General features: G+C 65.0%; 19 protein-coding genes and 1 pseudogene. 9 read left to right on the plus strand and 11 right to left on the minus strand.

The window, feature by feature from the left end; genetic code table 11:
• Positions 1-10: 10 nt before the first annotated feature.
• Positions 11-1,675, minus strand: a complete 1,665-nt coding sequence (locus N536_RS0123505; RefSeq protein ID WP_029115849.1) for an FAD-dependent oxidoreductase — start codon at positions 1,673-1,675, stop codon at positions 11-13.
• A gap of 284 nt (positions 1,676-1,959) precedes the next feature.
• Here N536_RS0123505 and infA point away from each other — a divergent pair, with 284 nt between their 5' ends.
• The 8 genes from infA (at position 1,960) to truA (ending at position 6,680) form a co-directional block, all read left to right on the plus strand.
• Entirely contained in the window at positions 1,960-2,181 is a 222-nt protein-coding gene (gene infA / locus N536_RS0123510; protein ID WP_003418601.1) for a translation initiation factor IF-1, read from the plus strand.
• An 85-nt stretch (positions 2,182-2,266) separates the two neighbouring features.
• Entirely contained in the window at positions 2,267-2,380 is a 114-nt protein-coding gene (rpmJ, locus tag N536_RS41675; protein ID WP_003879483.1) for a 50S ribosomal protein L36, read from the plus strand.
• Between the two features lie 176 nt (positions 2,381-2,556).
• A complete protein-coding gene (rpsM, locus tag N536_RS0123515; RefSeq protein WP_029115850.1) occupies positions 2,557-2,931 on the plus strand; it encodes a 30S ribosomal protein S13 in 375 nt (124 codons plus the stop codon).
• 6 nt (positions 2,932-2,937) lie between these two features.
• Complete coding sequence (gene rpsK, locus N536_RS0123520; protein WP_019512358.1) at positions 2,938-3,354, plus strand: 30S ribosomal protein S11; 417 nt, start codon at positions 2,938-2,940, stop codon at positions 3,352-3,354.
• A gap of 17 nt (positions 3,355-3,371) precedes the next feature.
• The gene (gene rpsD / locus N536_RS0123525; RefSeq protein WP_029115851.1) at positions 3,372-3,977 is read left to right on the plus strand and encodes a 30S ribosomal protein S4; all 606 of its coding nucleotides are present in this window, start codon (positions 3,372-3,374) and stop codon (positions 3,975-3,977) included.
• Positions 3,978-4,039: 62 nt separating this feature from the next.
• The gene (locus tag N536_RS0123530; RefSeq protein WP_255358486.1) at positions 4,040-5,116 is read left to right on the plus strand and encodes a DNA-directed RNA polymerase subunit alpha; all 1,077 of its coding nucleotides are present in this window, start codon (positions 4,040-4,042) and stop codon (positions 5,114-5,116) included.
• Positions 5,117-5,176: 60 nt separating this feature from the next.
• Entirely contained in the window at positions 5,177-5,770 is a 594-nt protein-coding gene (gene rplQ / locus N536_RS0123535; protein WP_029115853.1) for a 50S ribosomal protein L17, read from the plus strand.
• A gap of 7 nt (positions 5,771-5,777) precedes the next feature.
• On the plus strand, positions 5,778-6,680 hold the full coding sequence (gene truA / locus N536_RS0123540; RefSeq protein ID WP_029115854.1) for a tRNA pseudouridine(38-40) synthase TruA: 903 nt from the start codon (positions 5,778-5,780) through the stop codon (positions 6,678-6,680).
• Here truA and N536_RS0123545 read toward each other — a convergent pair whose 3' ends face one another.
• The 5 genes from N536_RS0123545 to N536_RS0123565 all read right to left on the minus strand — a co-directional run bounded on the left by N536_RS0123545 (position 6,681) and on the right by N536_RS0123565 (position 10,509).
• Entirely contained in the window at positions 6,681-7,331 is a 651-nt protein-coding gene (locus N536_RS0123545) for a cutinase family protein (protein WP_081809353.1), read from the minus strand.
• Positions 7,332-7,463: 132 nt separating this feature from the next.
• Positions 7,464-8,090, minus strand: coding sequence for a cutinase family protein (locus tag N536_RS0123550; RefSeq protein ID WP_036437363.1), 627 nt, complete (start codon positions 8,088-8,090; stop codon positions 7,464-7,466).
• 32 nt (positions 8,091-8,122) lie between these two features.
• Positions 8,123-8,779, minus strand: a complete 657-nt coding sequence (locus N536_RS0123555) for a cutinase family protein (protein WP_029115857.1) — start codon at positions 8,777-8,779, stop codon at positions 8,123-8,125.
• Positions 8,780-8,803: 24 nt separating this feature from the next.
• A complete protein-coding gene (locus tag N536_RS0123560; protein WP_081809358.1) occupies positions 8,804-9,448 on the minus strand; it encodes a cutinase family protein in 645 nt (214 codons plus the stop codon).
• A gap of 38 nt (positions 9,449-9,486) precedes the next feature.
• Positions 9,487-10,509, minus strand: a complete 1,023-nt coding sequence (locus N536_RS0123565; RefSeq protein ID WP_029115859.1) for a DMT family transporter — start codon at positions 10,507-10,509, stop codon at positions 9,487-9,489.
• 75 nt (positions 10,510-10,584) lie between these two features.
• Here N536_RS0123565 and N536_RS0123570 point away from each other — a divergent pair, with 75 nt between their 5' ends.
• Positions 10,585-11,136 carry a CGNR zinc finger domain-containing protein gene (locus tag N536_RS0123570; RefSeq protein ID WP_029115860.1) on the plus strand — a complete coding sequence of 184 codons (552 nt, stop codon included), beginning with the start codon at positions 10,585-10,587 and terminating at the stop codon, positions 11,134-11,136.
• Positions 11,137-11,141: 5 nt separating this feature from the next.
• Here the strand turns inward: N536_RS0123570 and N536_RS0123575 are convergent, their stop codons facing one another.
• From N536_RS0123575 to N536_RS0123590, 5 genes and pseudogenes are all read right to left on the minus strand, one after another.
• Positions 11,142-12,629, minus strand: coding sequence for an FAD-dependent oxidoreductase (locus N536_RS0123575; RefSeq protein WP_369798464.1), 1,488 nt, complete (start codon positions 12,627-12,629; stop codon positions 11,142-11,144).
• Between the two features lie 222 nt (positions 12,630-12,851).
• Positions 12,852-13,211: pseudogene (locus tag N536_RS43605) on the minus strand (FAD-dependent oxidoreductase); the annotation flags it as partial.
• Positions 13,208-16,300, minus strand: coding sequence for an adenylate/guanylate cyclase domain-containing protein (locus N536_RS0123580; RefSeq protein WP_231514610.1), 3,093 nt, complete (start codon positions 16,298-16,300; stop codon positions 13,208-13,210). The gene N536_RS0123580 and the pseudogene N536_RS43605, both read right to left, overlap by 4 nt.
• Positions 16,301-16,410: 110 nt before the next feature.
• The gene (locus N536_RS42645; RefSeq protein WP_029115863.1) at positions 16,411-17,157 is read right to left on the minus strand and encodes a hypothetical protein; all 747 of its coding nucleotides are present in this window, start codon (positions 17,155-17,157) and stop codon (positions 16,411-16,413) included.
• Positions 17,157-17,405 carry a hypothetical protein gene (locus tag N536_RS0123590; RefSeq protein ID WP_029115864.1) on the minus strand — a complete coding sequence of 83 codons (249 nt, stop codon included), beginning with the start codon at positions 17,403-17,405 and terminating at the stop codon, positions 17,157-17,159. The genes N536_RS42645 and N536_RS0123590 overlap by 1 nt, the downstream gene beginning before the upstream one ends.
• Position 17,406: the final 1 nt, after the last annotated feature.

The following is a 17,406-nucleotide window of genomic DNA, read 5'->3' on the forward strand; positions in this document are numbered from 1 at the left end:
AAGCTTCTCTCTACGACTCCGCCAGGTAGCGGTGTACCAACATCACTGCCATCGACCCTTCGCCGACGGCAGCTGCCACTCGTTTGGCGGATTCGGCACGCACGTCCCCTGCAACAAACACACCCGGCACACTTGTTTCCAAGTGGTGTGGCGGGCGGTCCAGAGTCCAGCCACACACGTCACGCAGATCCGGTCCGGACAGGATGAAGCCGTGGTCGTCGCGCGCGACCACGCCGTCGAGCCAGTCGGTGCGCGGTTCGGCGCCGATGAAGATGAACATGCGGCCGCAGTTGAACTCTTCACGCTGGCCGGTCTGCCTGTTCTCCAGGCAGACGCCCTCCAGGCGGCCGTTGCCCTTGACGGCGTGCACCACCGTGTTCGGCATTTCCTTGATCTTGTCGTTGGCCCGGATCTGTTGGATCAGGTAGTGCGACATCGAGTCCTCGAGCGTGCGGCGGCTGACGATGGTCACCGACTTGGCCGATCGGGACAGGTACATCGCGGCCTGACCGGCCGAGTTGGCCCCTCCGATGACGTACACCTCGTCGTCGTCGCAGTCCGACGCCACCGAGGTGGTCGCGCCGTAGTAGACGCCGGCCCCGGTCAACCCGGCACAGCCTTCGGCGGTGAGTTCGCGGTACTCGACGCCCATCGCGAGGATTACCGCGCGTGCCCCGATGGCCCGACCGTCCGACAGATGCACCGTCCTGGCCGCTCCGTCGATGTCGATGCCCGTCACTTCTGCGGCGGTGATGAGCTCGGCCTCGAACTTCTCGGCCTGCCGACGGGCACGCTCGGCCAGCTGCGAACCCGACAGACCGTCGGGGAAGCCCAGGTAGTTCTCGATGCGGGAACTCTGTCCGGCCTGTCCGCCGGTGGCGGTGCGTTCGATGAGCACCGTCTTGAGGCCCTCGGACGCGCCGTACACAGCCGCGGCCAGCCCGGCCGGGCCGCCGCCGATGACCACCAGCTCGTAGAAGTCGTCGGCAGGCGTGGTGGTCAGCCCGAGGGTTGCCGCCAGCTCGGCGTCGGTGGGAGCGACGAGTGTCTCGCCCTGTTCGGTGATCACCACCGGCAGCGTCATCTCGTCCAGCCCGGCGGCCTCGAGCAGCTGCTTGCCCTTTGGTTCGTCGGCGCGGAACCACGTGTAGAAGAGCCTGTTGCGGGCCAGGAACTCGCGCACCTCCGAGGATCTGGCGTTCCACGGATGGCCGATGATCTTGGTGTGCGGGATGACCCGGTCACCCGCTGAGCGCCACGCGTCGAGCAGGGCGTCGATGACCGGATAGAGCTTCTCCTCCGGCGGATCCCACGGCTTGAGGAGGTAGTGGTCGAGGTCGACGACGTTGATGGCGTCGATTGCGGCGTGGGTGTCGGCGTAGGCCGTCAGCAGCACTCGGCGAGCCAACGGGTAGAGGTCCATCGCCTCTTCGAGGAACTCGATGCCGCTCATTTGCGGCATCCGGTAGTCGGCGACGAAGACTGCGACGGTGTCGCCGCGTAGCTTGAGTTCGGCGAGCGTTTCCAGGGCGTCCGGGCCGGACTCGGCGCGGACGATGCGGTAGTGCTCGCCGTAGTGTCGACGGAGGTCACGTGCGACGGCGCGGGAGACGGCGGGATCGTCGTCGACCGTGAGAATCACGGGTTTGCGGGGCTGGGGAGCGGGTCCAGTCATCGCTTGTAAGTATGCGCTGGTTGTCCAGCGGATATCCGCCCAGTGGTCGCGCTCTGAGCGAACGCTGGAGGCGGTGTCTCAGCGATTTTGGGGAGCGCGGATCAGCGAGTAGTATTGACCAACGGTGCGGCTTCCGTGCCGGCTACTTGCGTGCCCTGTCCTGGAGATACTGGAATTTTCCTAATCCGGCTCACGTTTTAAGTCGGATCGAAGGCTGCGCCGGTACGGGCGTGGTCGATACGAAACGTCGATACGAAACGAAAAGCTAAGGATCGCCAGACAGTATGGCCAAGAAAGACGGTGCGATCGAGGTCGAGGGTCGCGTGGTCGAGCCCCTGCCCAATGCGATGTTCCGCATTGAGCTGGAGAACGGTCACAAGGTTCTCGCCCACATCAGCGGCAAGATGCGGCAGCACTACATCCGCATTCTGCCCGAGGACCGGGTCGTCGTGGAGCTCTCTCCATATGACCTGTCCCGGGGCCGCATCGTGTACCGGTACAAGTAACCCGCGTCCGAACACACACCACCTACGAGACCGGAGACGAGCGTTCGCGCGAGTCCCCGACAAGACCTAGAAGGATCGAACTGCCGTGAAGGTGAACCCGAGCGTAAAGCCGATCTGCGACAAGTGCAGGGTGATCCGCCGGCATGGGCGGGTCATGGTGATCTGCTCTGATCCGCGTCACAAGCAGCGTCAGGGCTGAGTCCTGGCCCAGCGCCAGACGCACGTCACAACTGAATGATGACCTCCCAGTACCACTGAGCAGATTGGCTGCTCATCACGCCCGGCACGGAGGCCGGGCCCCAGCGCAGTCCTAAAGGACCAGCAGGGAACGGACTGGGAACAGACCTCCGCATAGAAGAAGGAACACTCTGCCTAATGGCACGTCTAATGGGCGTTGACCTCCCGCGCGACAAGCGCATGGAGATCGCGCTGACCTACATCTACGGCATCGGCCGTACCCGCTCCCAGGAAATTCTGGCGGCGACCAGCATCGACCGCGACCTGCGCACCAAGGACCTCACCGACGACCAGGTGGCGCAGCTCCGCGAATTCATCGAGGGCAACCTCAAGGTGGAGGGTGATCTGCGCCGCGAGGTGCAGGCCGACATCCGACGCAAGATCGAGATCGGCTGCTACCAGGGTCTGCGGCATCGCCGTGGCCTTCCCGTGCGTGGCCAGCGGACGAAGACCAACGCGCGCACCCGCAAGGGCCCGAAGCGCACCATCGCCGGCAAGAAGAAGGCCAGGTAACCCCGGATGGCACAAGCGAAGAAGGGCGGCACCGCCGCCAAGAAGGGTCAGAAGACCCGCCGCAGGGAAAAGAAGAACGTCCCGCACGGCGCCGCGCACATCAAGAGCACGTTCAACAACACGATCGTCTCGATCACCGATCCGCAGGGCAACGTCATCGCCTGGGCATCCTCGGGCCACGTCGGCTTCAAGGGTTCGCGCAAGTCGACGCCGTTCGCCGCGCAGCTGGCCGCCGAGAACGCAGCCCGCAAGGCGCAGGAGCACGGTGTCAAGAAGGTCGACGTGTTCGTGAAGGGCCCGGGTTCGGGCCGCGAGACCGCCATCCGGTCACTCCAAGCCGCCGGCCTCGAGGTTGGCGCAATTTCCGATGTCACCCCGCAGCCGCACAACGGCTGCCGTCCGCCCAAGCGGCGCCGGGTCTAGAAGGGATCTAGAGACTCATGGCTCGTTACACCGGACCAGTCACCCGCAAGTCGCGCCGCCTCGGCGTCGACCTCGTTGGTGGAGATCAGTCCTTCGAGAAGCGCCCCTACCCGCCCGGCCAGCACGGCCGCGCGCGGATCAAGGAGAGCGAGTACCGCACGCAGCTGCAGGAGAAGCAGAAGGCCCGCTTCACCTACGGCGTGATGGAGAAGCAGTTCCGTCGCTACTACGAAGAGGCCAACCGCCACGCGGGCAAGACCGGCGAGAACCTGCTGCAGATCCTGGAGAGCCGGCTGGACAACGTCGTGTACCGCGCCGGGCTCGCCCGCACGCGTCGCATGGCCCGCCAGCTGGTCAGCCACGGCCACTTCACCGTCAATGGCGTCAAGGTCGACATCCCGAGCTACCGGGTGTCGCAGTACGACATCATCGACATCCGCGAGAAGTCGCTGAACACGCTGCCCTTCGAACTGGCACGGCAGACCGCGGGCGATCGCCCGATCCCGGGCTGGCTGCAAGTCGTCGGCGAGCGCCAGCGCATCCTCATCCACCAGCTGCCGGAGCGCGCACAGATCCAGGTGCCGCTCGCCGAGCAGCTGATCGTCGAGTTCTACTCGAAGTAGCAGTACCCCTGCCCCCGTACAGATTGCGGGGGCAGGGTCACCAAACCGGCATCAAATAGCGGGTGCCGAGAAGGAGATGGAAAAAAATGCTGATCTCTCAGCGACCCACACTGGCCGAGGAAAACCTCGCCGACAACCGTTCCAAGTTCGTCATCGAGCCCTTGGAGCCGGGATTCGGTTACACCCTGGCCAACTCGCTTCGGCGCACGCTGCTGTCGTCCATTCCGGGCGCGGCGGTCACCAGCATCCGCATCGACGGCGTGCTGCACGAGTTCACGACCGTCCCCGGGGTGAAGGAAGACGTCACCGACATCATCCTGAACCTCAAGGGCCTGGTCGTGTCATCCGAGGAGGACGAGCCCGTCACCATGTACCTGCGCAAGCAGGGCCCGGGTGCGGTCACCGCGGGTGACATCGTGCCGCCTGCCGGCGTCACCGTGCACAACCCCGACATGCACATCGCCACCCTGAACGACAAGGGCAAGCTCGAGGTCGAGCTGGTCGTCGAGCGTGGCCGTGGTTACGTTCCCGCCGTGCAGAACAAGGCGTCGGGCGCCGAGATCGGCCGCATCCCAGTCGATTCCATCTACTCGCCGGTCCTCAAGGTCACCTACAAGGTGGAGGCAACCCGCGTCGAGCAGCGCACCGACTTCGACAAGCTGATCCTCGACGTCGAGACCAAGAACTCGATCACCCCGCGTGATGCGCTGGCCTCGGCTGGCAAGACGCTGGTCGAATTGTTCGGTCTGGCACGGGAACTCAACGTCGAGGCCGAGGGCATCGAGATCGGGCCGTCGCCGGCGGAGGCCGATCACATCGCCAGCTTCGCGCTGCCGATCGATGACCTGGAGCTCACCGTCCGGTCGTACAACTGCCTCAAGCGCGAGGGTGTCCACACGGTCGGCGAGCTGGTCTCGCGCACGGAGTCCGATCTGCTGGACATCCGCAACTTCGGCCAGAAGTCCATCGACGAGGTGAAGATCAAGCTGCACCAGCTGGGTCTCTCGCTGAAGGACAGCCCGGCCACGTTCGACCCGTCCGAGGTTGCCGGCTATGACGTCGCCACCGGTACTTGGAACAGCGACGCCAGCTACGACCTGGACACCGACCAGGACTTCACCGAAACCGAAGAGCTCTAACAAAACCCCGTCCCGGTCCTACCTGATACGGGGACCGGCCCCACTGAGGAGATAGTCGCAATGCCCAAGCCCACGAAGGGTGCCCGTCTCGGCGGGTCGTCCTCGCACCAGAAGGCGCTCCTGGCCAACCTGGCCACGTCGCTGTTCGAGCACGGCCGCATCAAGACGACCGAGCCCAAGGCGCGGGCGTTGCGCCCCTACGCGGAGAAGCTCATCACCCACGCCAAGAAGGGCACGCTGCACAACCGGCGTGAGGTGATGAAGAAGATCCGCGACAAGGACGTGGTGCACACGCTGTTCGCCGAGATCGGGCCGTTCTTCGCCGATCGCGCCGGCGGCTACACCCGCATCATCAAGGTGGAGCCGCGCAAGGGCGACAACGCCCCGATGGCCGTCATCGAACTGGTTCGGGAGAAGACCGTCACCTCGGAGGCCGATCGCGCCCGCCGGGTTTCGGCTTCCCAGTCCGCTCCCGTTGCGGCGGCAACAGCCCCGCAGGCCGCAGTCGAGCCCGAGGCCGCTGTCGGCCCCGAGACCGATGAGGTCGTGGAGGACGCCAAGGTCGAGGACGAGGCCGTTGCCGACGCCGAGACCGCCGAAGCCGAAGACGCCGTCGAGGACGCCAAGGACGAGGCTGACGACGCCAAGTCCTGACGACACCGTGAACGTGCCCGCCATCGAGTCAGATGGCGGGCACGTGTCGTTATCCCCGGCTACCGTTCGGCTTCGACTCGACATCGCCTACGACGGAACCGGTTTCGCAGGTTGGGCCACCCAGGCCGGGCAACGGACCGTTGCCGGTGTCCTGGACGACGCGCTGTCCACGATGTTGCGCACCCCGGTCGTGCTGCGCGCAGCCGGCCGGACCGACACCGGCGTGCACGCCACGGGCCAGGTGGCGCACTGCGACGTGCCCGCCGACGCGCTCGTGCACGTGCAGCCACGCACCCCACGCCACGGGGAACCGGAGTTCCTCCCACTGGTACGTCGGCTCGCGCGGTTCTTGCCGGAGGAGATCCGGGTGTTCGACGTCGTCCGTGCGCCAACGGGTTTCGACGCCAGGTTCTCGGCGTTGCGGCGGCACTACGAGTACCGGCTGTCGACGGCCCCGTACGGGGTGGAACCGCAACGGGCCCGCTTCGTCACACCGTGGCCGCGCACGCTCGACGTCGATGCGATGGCCGTCGCATCGCGAAATCTCTTGGGGTTACGCGACTTCGCCGCCTTCTGCCGGCATCGTGAGGGTGCCACCACGATCCGCGACCTGCAGCGGCTGGACTGGACGCGCGACGGCTACCTGATCACCGCACACGTCACCGCCGACGCCTTCTGCTGGTCGATGGTCAGGTCGCTCATCGGGGCGCTGCTGGCGGTGGGGGAGGGCCGACGCGAATCTGGTTGGTGTGCCCAGCTGTTGACGGCCACCCGGCGATCGAGCGACTTCACCGCCGCGCCCGCCCGCGGGCTGACGTTGGTCGGCGTCGACTATCCAGCCGACGATCAGTTGGAGTCGCGGATCACGATCACCCGCGACCTTCGTTCGGCCGACGAGATCGGCCGGTAACTAGGCCGGTGGCGGGGGCGGTGCGAGCCGGCCCGCAACGAAGTCGGCGGCCTCGTTGACCATGCCCGCGCTGAGGTAGGCCTTGGCCAGGTGATCGGACCAGTTGTTCTCCCACGTATTGGGGTCGGCCGGGTTGCACACCGGGTCTGCGCCATGGCACATCTCGATGGTTCTCTCGCGATAGACCGGATTGAAGGCCCCGATGGGCCCGGCCCACGCGCTGCCGTTGCCGAACAGTGCGACTCCGGCGATGTGCTGCTCCATCTCACCCGGCAGCGGGTTCTTGAAACCGAAGAACGAGAAGGGCAGAGCCAGAACCACGTCGGTGACGGCGGCGCCAAGCGAGTACCCGCCGAGCACGATGCGCGTATTGGGGCAGCTCGCTGCGGTGCTCTGAATGCGCTGGCTCATGTCGTTGGCGCCGATGTCGATCTCGCTGTCGGCGGGGTAGCGCACCGCGTAGAGATTGACGTTCTTGCCCGTCTTCTTCCGAAGGTCACTGACGAAGGCGTTCCCGATTTGGCCGGGGCCTGCCGGCTCGGTCCGGCCGCGGGCGAAGATCACCTCGACGTCGGGGCACGCCGCGGCCGACGCCGACGGGGCGCCACCAGGGGTGACCGCGGGTACGAGCAACAGACTGGCCGCGGTCATTACGGAGACTGCCACGCTGATGATGAACCTGTGAATACGCCGTGAGGTCACGAAGGCGATGCTAGCCGAACTAATTGTCGCTTTCGTCGGCATTGCGTGGTGCACCCGTTACGGGGAGCACGCGGACGCGGGTCAGATCTTGCCCATGGCGAACTCGACTGCCGAATTCACGCCGCCGCCCGCAACGTACGCGAGCTGAAGATGGGACAGGGCGAAGGGGCCGCCGGAGCAGATGGGATCGCCCGGATTGCACACGTCGATGAACTTCCCTGCGAATGCGGGACCGGGCGCGAGGGGGACGTCGAGCAGCCGGCTGGCGTTGCCGAAGAGCACGACCGCGGCGATCCGGTCGTCGACACCCGGCGGCAGCGGATCGTTGAGCACCCGGTTGGTGACACCTGCGCCCAGTGAATAGCCGCCGACGATGATCCGGGTGTTCGGGCACCGGCTGGCGAAGGACTCGAGCTGGCCGGTCAGGTCGTCGACGCCGGGCGCGATGTCCTGGTGCGCGGGGTAGTTCACCGCCGACGCCGCGATGTCGCGACCGGTCCTGTCGCGCAGCCCCTGGACGAATGCGTCGCCGACCTGTCCAAGGCCCGGGGGTTCGTCGGTGCCGCGGGCGAACAGGACCTGCACGTCTGGGCATGGCGCGGCCGCGGCCACGGGGGCGGTGCCGGTGACCGCTGCGGCCACAGCCAGAGTCGACAAGGCCGGCACGAGGACGCGGCGGCAGAACCTACTGAACACGGATGCGGTCACGCTGGAGATTATCCGTTGCACCTGCGAGTTCGTTACAGCAGACCTGCGACGAAGTTGGCTGCGGCGTTGGTCGGACCGCCCGCGTAGGCCTTGTGCGCGGCAACGCTTTCACCGTCGGTCTGGCAGATCGGGTCGCCCCCGTTGCACAGATCGATGGACCGGCCACCCCACACCGGGCTCGAGGTCAAGGGCAAACCCAGCTTGGCGGAGGGGTTGCCGAAGACGGCGATGGCGGCGACGTGATCGGGCGCGTTCGGCGGCAGCGGGTTGTTGAACCCGATCGCCGGAACCGGCACCGCACTGATCACGTCGATCACCGCGGCACCCTGCGAGTAACCGCCGAGCACCAGACGGGTGTCGGGGCAGGCGCCGATCATGTACTGGATGTGGCCACTGGCGTCGTTGGCGCCGTCGGCGGCCGCCAGGAAGTCGTAGGTGGCGGGGTAGTTGACGGCGTAGGTGCCGACCGAGCGGCCACCGACCTTGCTGCGCAACGCATCGACGAACGCTCCGCCGGGCAGTCCCAGCCCTGCAGATTCGCTGGTACCGCGGGCAAAGACCACCTGGATGGCGGGGCAATCGTCGGCCGATGCGGTCGGGAGGACGGCGGACGAGACGACGGGAGCAACGACGGCGGCGCAGGCCGTCACGACGGCGAGGGCGGAGCGTCGAACAAGATCAAGAGCCACGCCGAATGATAACGCGTAAACGAGCTAAACAAGTCCCGCCACGTAGTTTGCGGCCTGTTGCGCCAGGCCCGCGGTCACGTAATCGCTATGGGCGAACGGATTGCGGCCCCGCGAACAAATGGGGTCACCGTCCTTGCACAGGTCGATGGCCCTGCCGCCGAAGACCGACGAGGTGATCGGGTTGCTGAACTTGGTCGCGGGGTTGCCGAACACCGCCACCGCCGCGATGGAGGGAAGGAGACCGCTCGGCAACGGGGGCGCCGACCCGATGTCACCGATCTTGTTGCCAAGCGGCGGAATACCGGCCAGCATGTCGACCACGGCGGCGCCCTGCGAGTAGCCGCCGAGCACGATCCGGGTGGACGGGCACTGCTGCGTCAGGGTCGCGATGTAGTTGGTGGCGTCCGCCGCGCCGTCGGCCGCGGCGAGGAAGTCATACGAGGCCGGGTAGTTCACCGCATACGTGGTGAGGCTGCGGCCACCGATCAGTCCGCTGAGGGCGCCGGAGAATGCGTCACCGACGCGTCCGAGGCCCGGCGTGTCGTCGGTACCGCGCGCGAACACGACCGCGACGTCGGAGCACGGCTCGGCCGTCGCCGGTGGGGCGATGGCCAGCATCGTGGCCGTACAGACCAGGGCCGAGGTGATCGCGGCCAGCCGGGCCGACATCTTCTTCAAGGTCACCTAGGCATCTTGGCATACCGCGATCAGCTACGACCAACCGTTTGCTCAGTGTGCGGCTCGGCGGCCGGGTCATCCGGAAGGGCGGACAGCCGGACCTGCTCGGCGCGGTCGCCAAGGCGCGCCAAGGTGAGTCCACCGAGGACGACCACCCCGCCGATGGCCTGGCTGACCGAGATCGCCTCGCCTAGGAGCGCCCATGCCGTGAGTACGGCGAACAGCACCTCGGCGAGCCCGACCAGCGAGGCAAACCGTGGCTTCAGTCTGGCGATCCCCATGATGCCGAGCGTGTACGCGATGGCGGTCGGGACGACAGCCAGGGCTAGCACCGGAACCAGCCACGACGTCGTCCACCCCGCGACGACGACGTCATGTGTAGCGAAGGTCAGCGGAAGAATTCCCGACACACCGAGCAACGCGACCGAGCCGGCCCCCACGATCAGACCGCCGGCGGCCAGGGTGATGGAGTTCAGCCCGGTGCCGTCCGTGGTGACCTTGTCGGCCATCATGAAGTAGCACGCCGCACAGATTGCCGCGGCCAGGCCCCAGCCGATTCCGACGAGGTTGACGTGGGCGCCCGACACGACGTCGAGAACCAGGACGATGCCGACGACGGCAAGGGCGACCCCGGTCAACACGAGGTTGCTGGGCCGACGACGGGTGGTCGCCCACAGCCAGCCCACGACGAGTACGGGGGCCGTGTATTCGAGCAGTAATGCGACGCCGACCGTCAGGTGCGAAATGGCGTTGAAGTAGCACAGTTGGGCGCCCGCAATGGGGATCAGCCCATAGGCCACGACGGTCTTGGCGTGCTGCAGCGCTTCGCGAACCCAGCCAGGGTTCATGATGGTGGCGAAGATCGCCATCACCAGGGCGCCACCGGCCAGCCGTGCGGTGACGGCGGCGATGGGGCTCCAGCCCGTTTCCATCAGCGACTTGGCCAGCGGCCCGGACGTCCCGAAGGTGAAGGCCGATGCGACCGCGAAGAGCAAGCCGAGCCGGAAGTGGTCGCCTGCAGCCCGCTGATCTGGCGTGGTCGTGGCCGTCACCGAGCACCTCCTGGCATGTAATGAGTAAAATCGATGTTGGTCATGACGCTAGCGCTGAAGGGAGTCATGAGTCAAATGATTTTTACTCATGACACGGAGCTCACCTTGAAGGCTTCTTGTGTCCTGATCAACACCGACCGCGTCGACGGCGAACACCTCGGCGACATGGAGGCGCTGGACGGCTACCTCGACGGATTCGGCTGGACGGGCCGCCGCGACAAGGACGCCGCCGAGTTGGACTCCGTGCACCGGCTGCGGGAGCGGCTGGGCAGGATCTGGGACGTGGCCGACGACGAGGAGCGCGCGGTCGCTGCGGTCAACGCGCTACTGAGCGACACCCGCGCCATGCCGTGGCTCACCCGACACCCGGAGCAGCCGGAATGGCACCTGCACCTCGCCTCGATCCACGATCCGCTCTGGCAGCGGATGGGCGCCGAGATGGCGATGGCATTGGCAGACCTCATCCGCGCCGGGGAGCTGCGCAGGCTCAAGATCTGTGCGGCACCGGACTGTGATGCCGTCCTGATCGATCTGTCCCGCAACCGATCCCGGATGTTCTGCGACACCGGCAACTGTGGTAACCGGCAGCACGTGGCGGCGTACCGGGAGCGGCGGGCGAGTAGCTAGGGTGTTCACGGCAGGTAGAAGCCGCGGATGCGGTGGTACCGACCGCGGCCGAGTAACGCGTTCGCCGCCTCGAGGCCGGACATCACCGCGGCCTCGATACAGCCGGCGTTGATTCCCGAATCGGTCCAGTCACCCGCCAAAAACAGGTTGTCGTAACCACTTTCATCGGGCCGCAGGCGATGTTTGTCGGAGCCTGGGACGGATTGCACATAGCGATCCGAAGGGTCGATGTTCACGCTGACGTGCTGCGTTGCCATCGCGGACCGGCCGCGCTGGCCGTTGACACCGCTGAGCAGGTGCCAGGCGAAGCCTTGCTCAGCGGTGGCGCGTGGGAAGTACAGGCCGAGGTGGCGATCGAGGTGTTGCGTCGCTTCCGTATGCACCTGCTCGTGAAGGCGACGGACGTATTCGGTGCTGTCCTCGGTCGTCGGCCAGGGGGCTCGAAGGCTGCCGCAGAAGTACGCAACGGTGCCCGGGAGATCGCCATCCGGCCAGTCCTCGGCCCATAGCGTCTGCGGCATCGATGCCCAGGTCTCGAACGGCGGGAGGTAGGCGCTGATCGTGGCCCCGGGGTGATCCCATCCCAGAGATGGCTCATCGGGTCGCAGCCAGATCTGGAACGCCTGTGTCGCGACGGTGCGTACGTGCGTGGTCATATCGCGCCATTCGGGTCGGTCAGCGATGAGTTCGGCCGCGACGATGGGGATCATCCCCAGCGAAACAGCGAGAATGACGTGGTCGTAGTCGACGCCGAGGCGCAGCACTCGAGCTTCAGCGTCACTGTGCTCGTTGAAATGCGATTCCAGGGCGTCCAATCCTGATTTTGGTTCGATCTGGTCAGCGAGCGGCGCATTCGGGAAGACGGGAAGACCACGCACTGCCGTCAACGGCTCGTAGTGGTCGAGGCCCTCGGCGAGCCTGACCTGGCGCCCCATGGTGATGGTGTCGATCGTCTGGCGGCGGGCGTCGAGGTGCAGAGCGTCGAGGCGATGGAAGAACTCGAACTCGACGCCTCGGCGGCGCAAAGCCTGATAAAGCGGAGCGATCACGATGTCACCCATGCCGGCTGTCATCTTCCAGAAGATTGCGCCCTTGTACTCGAAGAGGACGACGCCGATGAGGAAGATCATCAAACCGGCTGCCACCGCGGGCCGCTCCGGGTTGGCATCCTCGTAGCCAAACACCAGGTCGTAAAGGCCCCGTACCAAAGGGGAGTCGAGCACATCTGGATGACCGCCGTGACGCAGAATCCACTGGCCGAAGTCTTCGTCGTTGATCGCCCTGAACCCCCGCGCATGGGTGACCAGGTTGTCTGCGACGACTCCGCGGACGACGGCTGCGACAAGCGATATCAGCAGCCAAGCTCGTTTGTGGTCAAGGCGGTTCTCGTACTCGATCGCATTACGGATTGCATCGAGGGCACGTTCGAGCGCATCCGTCGGTGCGCCCTGGGCGAGGCCCGGGTCAGTTACCGCGAGGAGTGCAGCGAGCACTCCTCGCTGCACCATATCGATTGCCAATGACGCCGGTGTCCGTGGCGGCTCAGCCGACGTGGATAGGAGTAGGCCGCCCGGCGCGGCGGCGCGCAAGGAGTCGGTGAACGAGATGACGAGTTTGAGTGCCCTCTCGATGAATTCGATGGCCGTGAGCTCACGTCCCGCGGCTTCCGGTTCGCCCGGGGTCAGGTCGTTTCGGGGATGCGTGCCGAGCCAGGTCACCCAATCGCTGCCCCACCGGTCGGCCAAGCCGGGATTTTCGGCCGGAACTATCGCCTGATCCCAGGTTCGTATGGGTGAAGCTGGATCCGTTGTACCTCTGTCGAGTTCGGCGTAGCACTCGCGAATCAATCGGAAGGCGTTCTCGTAGCATCCGAGCCAGACGTGCAAACCGTGTTCCTCAATCCGGCCGTGCTCGCCACGGCTGGATGCCCCCTTGCCGCCCAGGCGCCAGCCGCGCTGGTACACCGTGATCGACTCGAAGCGATCCCGCCAGCCTGGCTCGCTAAGCCGCCAGGCCGCACTCAGCCCCGCCATGCCGCCGCCGAGGACCGCTACCTTCCCGTCGGGCCGCCTCACCCCAGCAATGTCCGTGCGCGCGTCAACTCGGGCCAGGTGCTCTGGTGGGGGAAGCGGCTCAAGGCTTCGAACAACGCGTGCCTCGCAGGCTCACCGGACAACTCGAAATCATCTGCAGCGACGCGTAACTCAAAGATCCACGCCTCCTGTCGGCGTGCTAGCTCAAGTGCCGCACGCAGGTCTGCGCGACGCAGCTCGACGTCATCGGTGGTGTGGGAGCGGAGTCGCACCAACTCGGCATCGTAGAAATGCATCCCGGTCTCGTCTGCCAAATCCAATGCGATTTGCAAACGCATACGTGCTTCGTCGGGCTCGTTCGCCGCGATCAACATTCGTGCCAGTACCGCGTCGTAGAACGTGATGAGTGCGATTACGCCTAGAGCACGAAACGTATCGATGAATCCGGTCATGGTTGCGATCTGCGCCGGTAATGTGGCTGCGTCACCACCCCTCTCGGCCAGTGAAGATATCGCGCTGACCATTTCGCGTTGTGCCGCTCCGATGAGGGCCCACGAATCGAAGCCATGTTGTTCACCAAGCTTGCCCACGTCAATGGCGACTTCATTGGCACGGCCGAGCTGGCCTGCCTCGATTCGTATCAAGACTTCGATCTGCCGCGTGTAGGCCAGGCTGAATGCGCCCTGCGGAAAGGGGAGTCGTTCGCATCGCTGTTCTGCGCTGGCTAGGTCGGCCTCCACCCCGCCCAAGTCTCCCTCGACGTAGCGGGCCAACGCGAGGTGTGTGTACAGCCCCGCCGTTGTGTCGTTCGGCATGAAGAGCATTGTGTCCAGCTCGCGCATGGCCTCTTCGCTCAACGAGTTTGCCGCCATTTCGAGTTTCGCCCGCGAGTAACCGAAGTCGCCGCGGTACCAAGCCAACATCCCCAACGCGAAGTCGTTGACAGGCAGGAACCCTGCTCGTGTGCCCGTTAGGTTCACGCGGATCGACTGGACCAACCGTTCCGCACGGTCAAGGTCCGCACGCATCGTGTAATACGGGTACAGCGACATCACCGTCGAAAAGACATCGTCGTCACGTAAGTCGCTACCGCACAGTTGAAGACAACGTTCGAAGTCAGCCGCGACATTGGGGCTCGAAACCCCTTCAGCCGCCTGTGCCAAGAAGGCGCGTCGCAGTCGAAGCGAGATTTCCTGCTGGTCGCGCTCGGCGCCTGGTGCCGCACGCTCGGCCTGGGATACCGCATAGGTCAGGTAGGTCCGGGCTTCGCCGAGTGCGCCTCGCTGCCCGGCATTCGCCGATGCTTGCCCGTAGGCCGATGCCGCCTCGGTGTACCGTTCCGCCCGCTCGTAGTGGCGGGCGATCAAGGGCCAGTCGGGGTTTCCGTCTGTGGCCGCCGACGCCAAAGCATCCGCAATGCGGCTGTGTTGCAGGAGGCGAAGACTCGGCGGAGACAGCTCCGCCGCCACCTCGCGAAGCAGCTCGTGACGGAATCTCCAGCTGTCCTGGTCGAGCGGTTCGAGCACCCGGCCGTTTGAAAGCTGCTGAATCACTTGGTCGACTTCGTCTTCACTCAAGTCGACGACCGATAACAGCAAGCTCCGCTCGATTCGACTGCCGATGATGGCTGCGGCCTCGACGACCTGTACGGCGTTCTTGCTGGAACGAAGCCGCGCGAACAAGGCCTCGTAGAGTGAATCTGGCACCCCAACCGAGTTGGACTCGTCAGTTGGATGTTCTTTGAGCTTTGTCACTACTTCTTCGATGTAGAGCGGGACGCCGTCACACCGACGGCGGACCGCCCGTTGGTCATCCGGCGTCACCTCGGGGTAGAGGGCAACGATCAGATCGTCGGTCTCATCGTCGGTCAACGGCTTCAATTCGAAGGCCTCGACCTGCGAGCTGTCGGTCAACGGCACTTGCTCGCGACTGGTCATCACGATGAGCACGTGACCGCCCAGATCGGCGCGCATGAGGGATTGCAGGACTTCGATGCTGTCCTCATCGAACCAATGCATGTCTTCGACGAGCACCAGCGCCGGCGCATCGTGCACACACGCAAGGAGGTAATCGTGCACCGCGCCAGCGATCTGCCCGTACAACTTGCGGCCTTCGGCGTGGACGGGTCGATACCCGCTCCGCGGATCGATGCCGAGCACAGGAGCCAACAAGGGAATCAGGGCGGAGGATTCGAGCGAACGTTCCTCGACCTCGCGCTCGAGATATCGAAGGCGCTCAGCGGGGTCGGACGTGCGGCCGATGCCACACTGGCGTTCCAGCAACCTGCGGATCGGACGCAAGCCGACGTCGGTGTGAAACGGCGAGCCGATCAGCTGCAGGACGATCGCATGGGATCGCTCAGCCATGTCGACGGCCGACCATGCGAGCCGACTCTTGCCGATGCCAGCGTCACCAACGAACGCCACTCCGGGCCGGTCCAACCTGCCGACCTGTGCGCGAGCCCAACATTGCTCGATGTACGCGAACTCCGGATGCCGGCCCACCAACGGGCCGAATGTCATTCGGGTGACGTCACGTTCGGCGACTACGAGGAAGTGGCGCACCGGATCGTCCACACCCTTGACGGACTTGGGGAGCCGGGCCGCCAGTTCGAAACTGTCTCGGATGAGCGGTTCAATCGAGTCCGACACCGCAACGGTTCCTGGTTCGGCCAGGCTGCACATCCGTGCCGCCATGTTCGCCGCGAGCCCGTACACGTCGTCTTGGGCGGTGTCCAAATACACGATTCCGCGGTGGATCCCAACGCGAACGTTGATCTCGAAACCGAATCGACGCCGCACGCGCGCGCTGAGGGTCGCAATTTCCCGAGTGATGTCCAACCCGACCTGCACTGAGCGCTGAACGTCGTCCTCGTGCGCTTGCGGATGACCGAAGAAGGCCAGCAGCCCGTCACCCTTGGTCGATCCGATGTGGCCCTCATAGCGATTGACGATCCGAATGACGTCGTCGCGGTAGCGCCCTACTACGGTGCGATATGTTTCGGGCTCGATTCGGGTGGACAGTGCGGTCGAATCAACGAGGTCCGCGAAAAGAATTGTCAATCGTCGGATTTCGCCGTGATCTGCAGGCGCCGCGAGCAGATCCTCGGCATCAGCATTGTTGCGGTCCACGGCCAGTACTTGGCCGGCGAGAAGGTCTGCGGTGAACCGATCGCCCTTGGCTAGGGCTGCCAGTGCACGATCGAGCAGTTCGTCGACGCCTGCTGGTTTGTCGTGTTGGCTCACAGCGCGATCGCGACGGGGAAATTCAGGACTTGAGGCGGCGTGGCGCCGGGAACGCTGATTTCCACGCTGCCGATGTATAGCCCGCTTGCGAGCCCTGCCGAATTGACGACGAGGGTGAATTCGTTCTTGCCGGCCTTCAACACGCCGCCAGTAGGCTCGAAACTGACTCGGTAGCTCGCGACGGGAGGAAGAGTCGGGGGTCCCCCCAACTTCAAGGTGACGAGCGTAAGCACGCGGTCGTTGATCGGATCCACTTGTCCTGCGGCCAAGGTGAATAACTCCTTGACCACCGGGTTTGCGTATTGAGCCGGACCGGCAGCTACCGTCTGCACGATCTCCGCTCCTCGCAGCAACGCGATGTTCGCGAGTTTGATCGCGGACTGTGTCCACTGGTTCTGTTTGAAGGCGTTCTTGTCGACCTGATCTGCGGCTTCGGAGACGACCGTCGCGGCATCCTTGATGGCTCTGCCTACGACTGTGGCGACGTGGTCGGCGAGGATGAGCACGCCCTTTGTGGGCTCCACCTCGAGCGCCGTCTGGCCGATCTCGATCCCGCCGGTGGCTGCGATCTTGGCGAGCTCGGTCATCGACTTGATGGCATCCCCGGCGGTATAGGTAATCGGCTGGTTCGGGACTTGCTTGTTGATCTTCTTGAACGCGTCGACCGCCACTTTTTGCGACTCGTCGATGATCTTGTTGGCGTCGTCCGCAAACGCCTTGGCGATGTCCTTCGGATCGTCCATTAGGGATTGCCCGGCGTTACGTTGTCTTCGGCGGTGTCGTAGACCTTCAGCCAGAATTCGTTGGCATTCGTGCCAGCGTTCTTGGTGACGATATCCACGTCCGTGTGTGACATCCCATCCATCCAGCGTTTCCCAAGGTCTCCGAGTACGTTGGCCGTACGTGCGATGAGGTCCTTGGTAAGCATCACGGTATCTTCCACGGTGTCCTGGAAATTCGGTGGCAGCGTGGCCTTCTTCGGATCGGTCATG

This window comes from Mycobacterium sp. URHB0044, from assembly GCF_000620625.1.
GTDB lineage: Bacteria > Actinomycetota > Actinomycetes > Mycobacteriales > Mycobacteriaceae > Mycobacterium.

Excerpts from the sequence above, each read along its gene's own strand:
- N536_RS0123590 (WP_029115864.1), bottom strand. The coding sequence starts at position 17,405 with ATGACCGATCCGAAGAAGGCCACGCTGCCACCGAATTTCCAGGACACC.
- infA (WP_003418601.1), top strand. The coding sequence starts at position 1,960 with ATGGCCAAGAAAGACGGTGCGATCGAGGTCGAGGGTCGCGTGGTCGAG.
- N536_RS42645 (WP_029115863.1), bottom strand. The coding sequence starts at position 17,157 with ATGGACGATCCGAAGGACATCGCCAAGGCGTTTGCGGACGACGCCAAC.
- N536_RS0123505 (WP_029115849.1), bottom strand. The coding sequence starts at position 1,675 with ATGACTGGACCCGCTCCCCAGCCCCGCAAACCCGTGATTCTCACGGTC.
- rpsK (WP_019512358.1), top strand. The coding sequence starts at position 2,938 with ATGGCACAAGCGAAGAAGGGCGGCACCGCCGCCAAGAAGGGTCAGAAG.
- rplQ (WP_029115853.1), top strand. The coding sequence starts at position 5,177 with ATGCCCAAGCCCACGAAGGGTGCCCGTCTCGGCGGGTCGTCCTCGCAC.
- N536_RS0123560 (WP_081809358.1), bottom strand. The coding sequence starts at position 9,448 with ATGTCGGCCCGGCTGGCCGCGATCACCTCGGCCCTGGTCTGTACGGCC.
- N536_RS0123570 (WP_029115860.1), top strand. The coding sequence starts at position 10,585 with ATGATTTTTACTCATGACACGGAGCTCACCTTGAAGGCTTCTTGTGTC.
- N536_RS0123545 (WP_081809353.1), bottom strand. The coding sequence starts at position 7,331 with ATGACCGCGGCCAGTCTGTTGCTCGTACCCGCGGTCACCCCTGGTGGC.
- rpsD (WP_029115851.1), top strand. The coding sequence starts at position 3,372 with ATGGCTCGTTACACCGGACCAGTCACCCGCAAGTCGCGCCGCCTCGGC.
- rpsM (WP_029115850.1), top strand. The coding sequence starts at position 2,557 with ATGGCACGTCTAATGGGCGTTGACCTCCCGCGCGACAAGCGCATGGAG.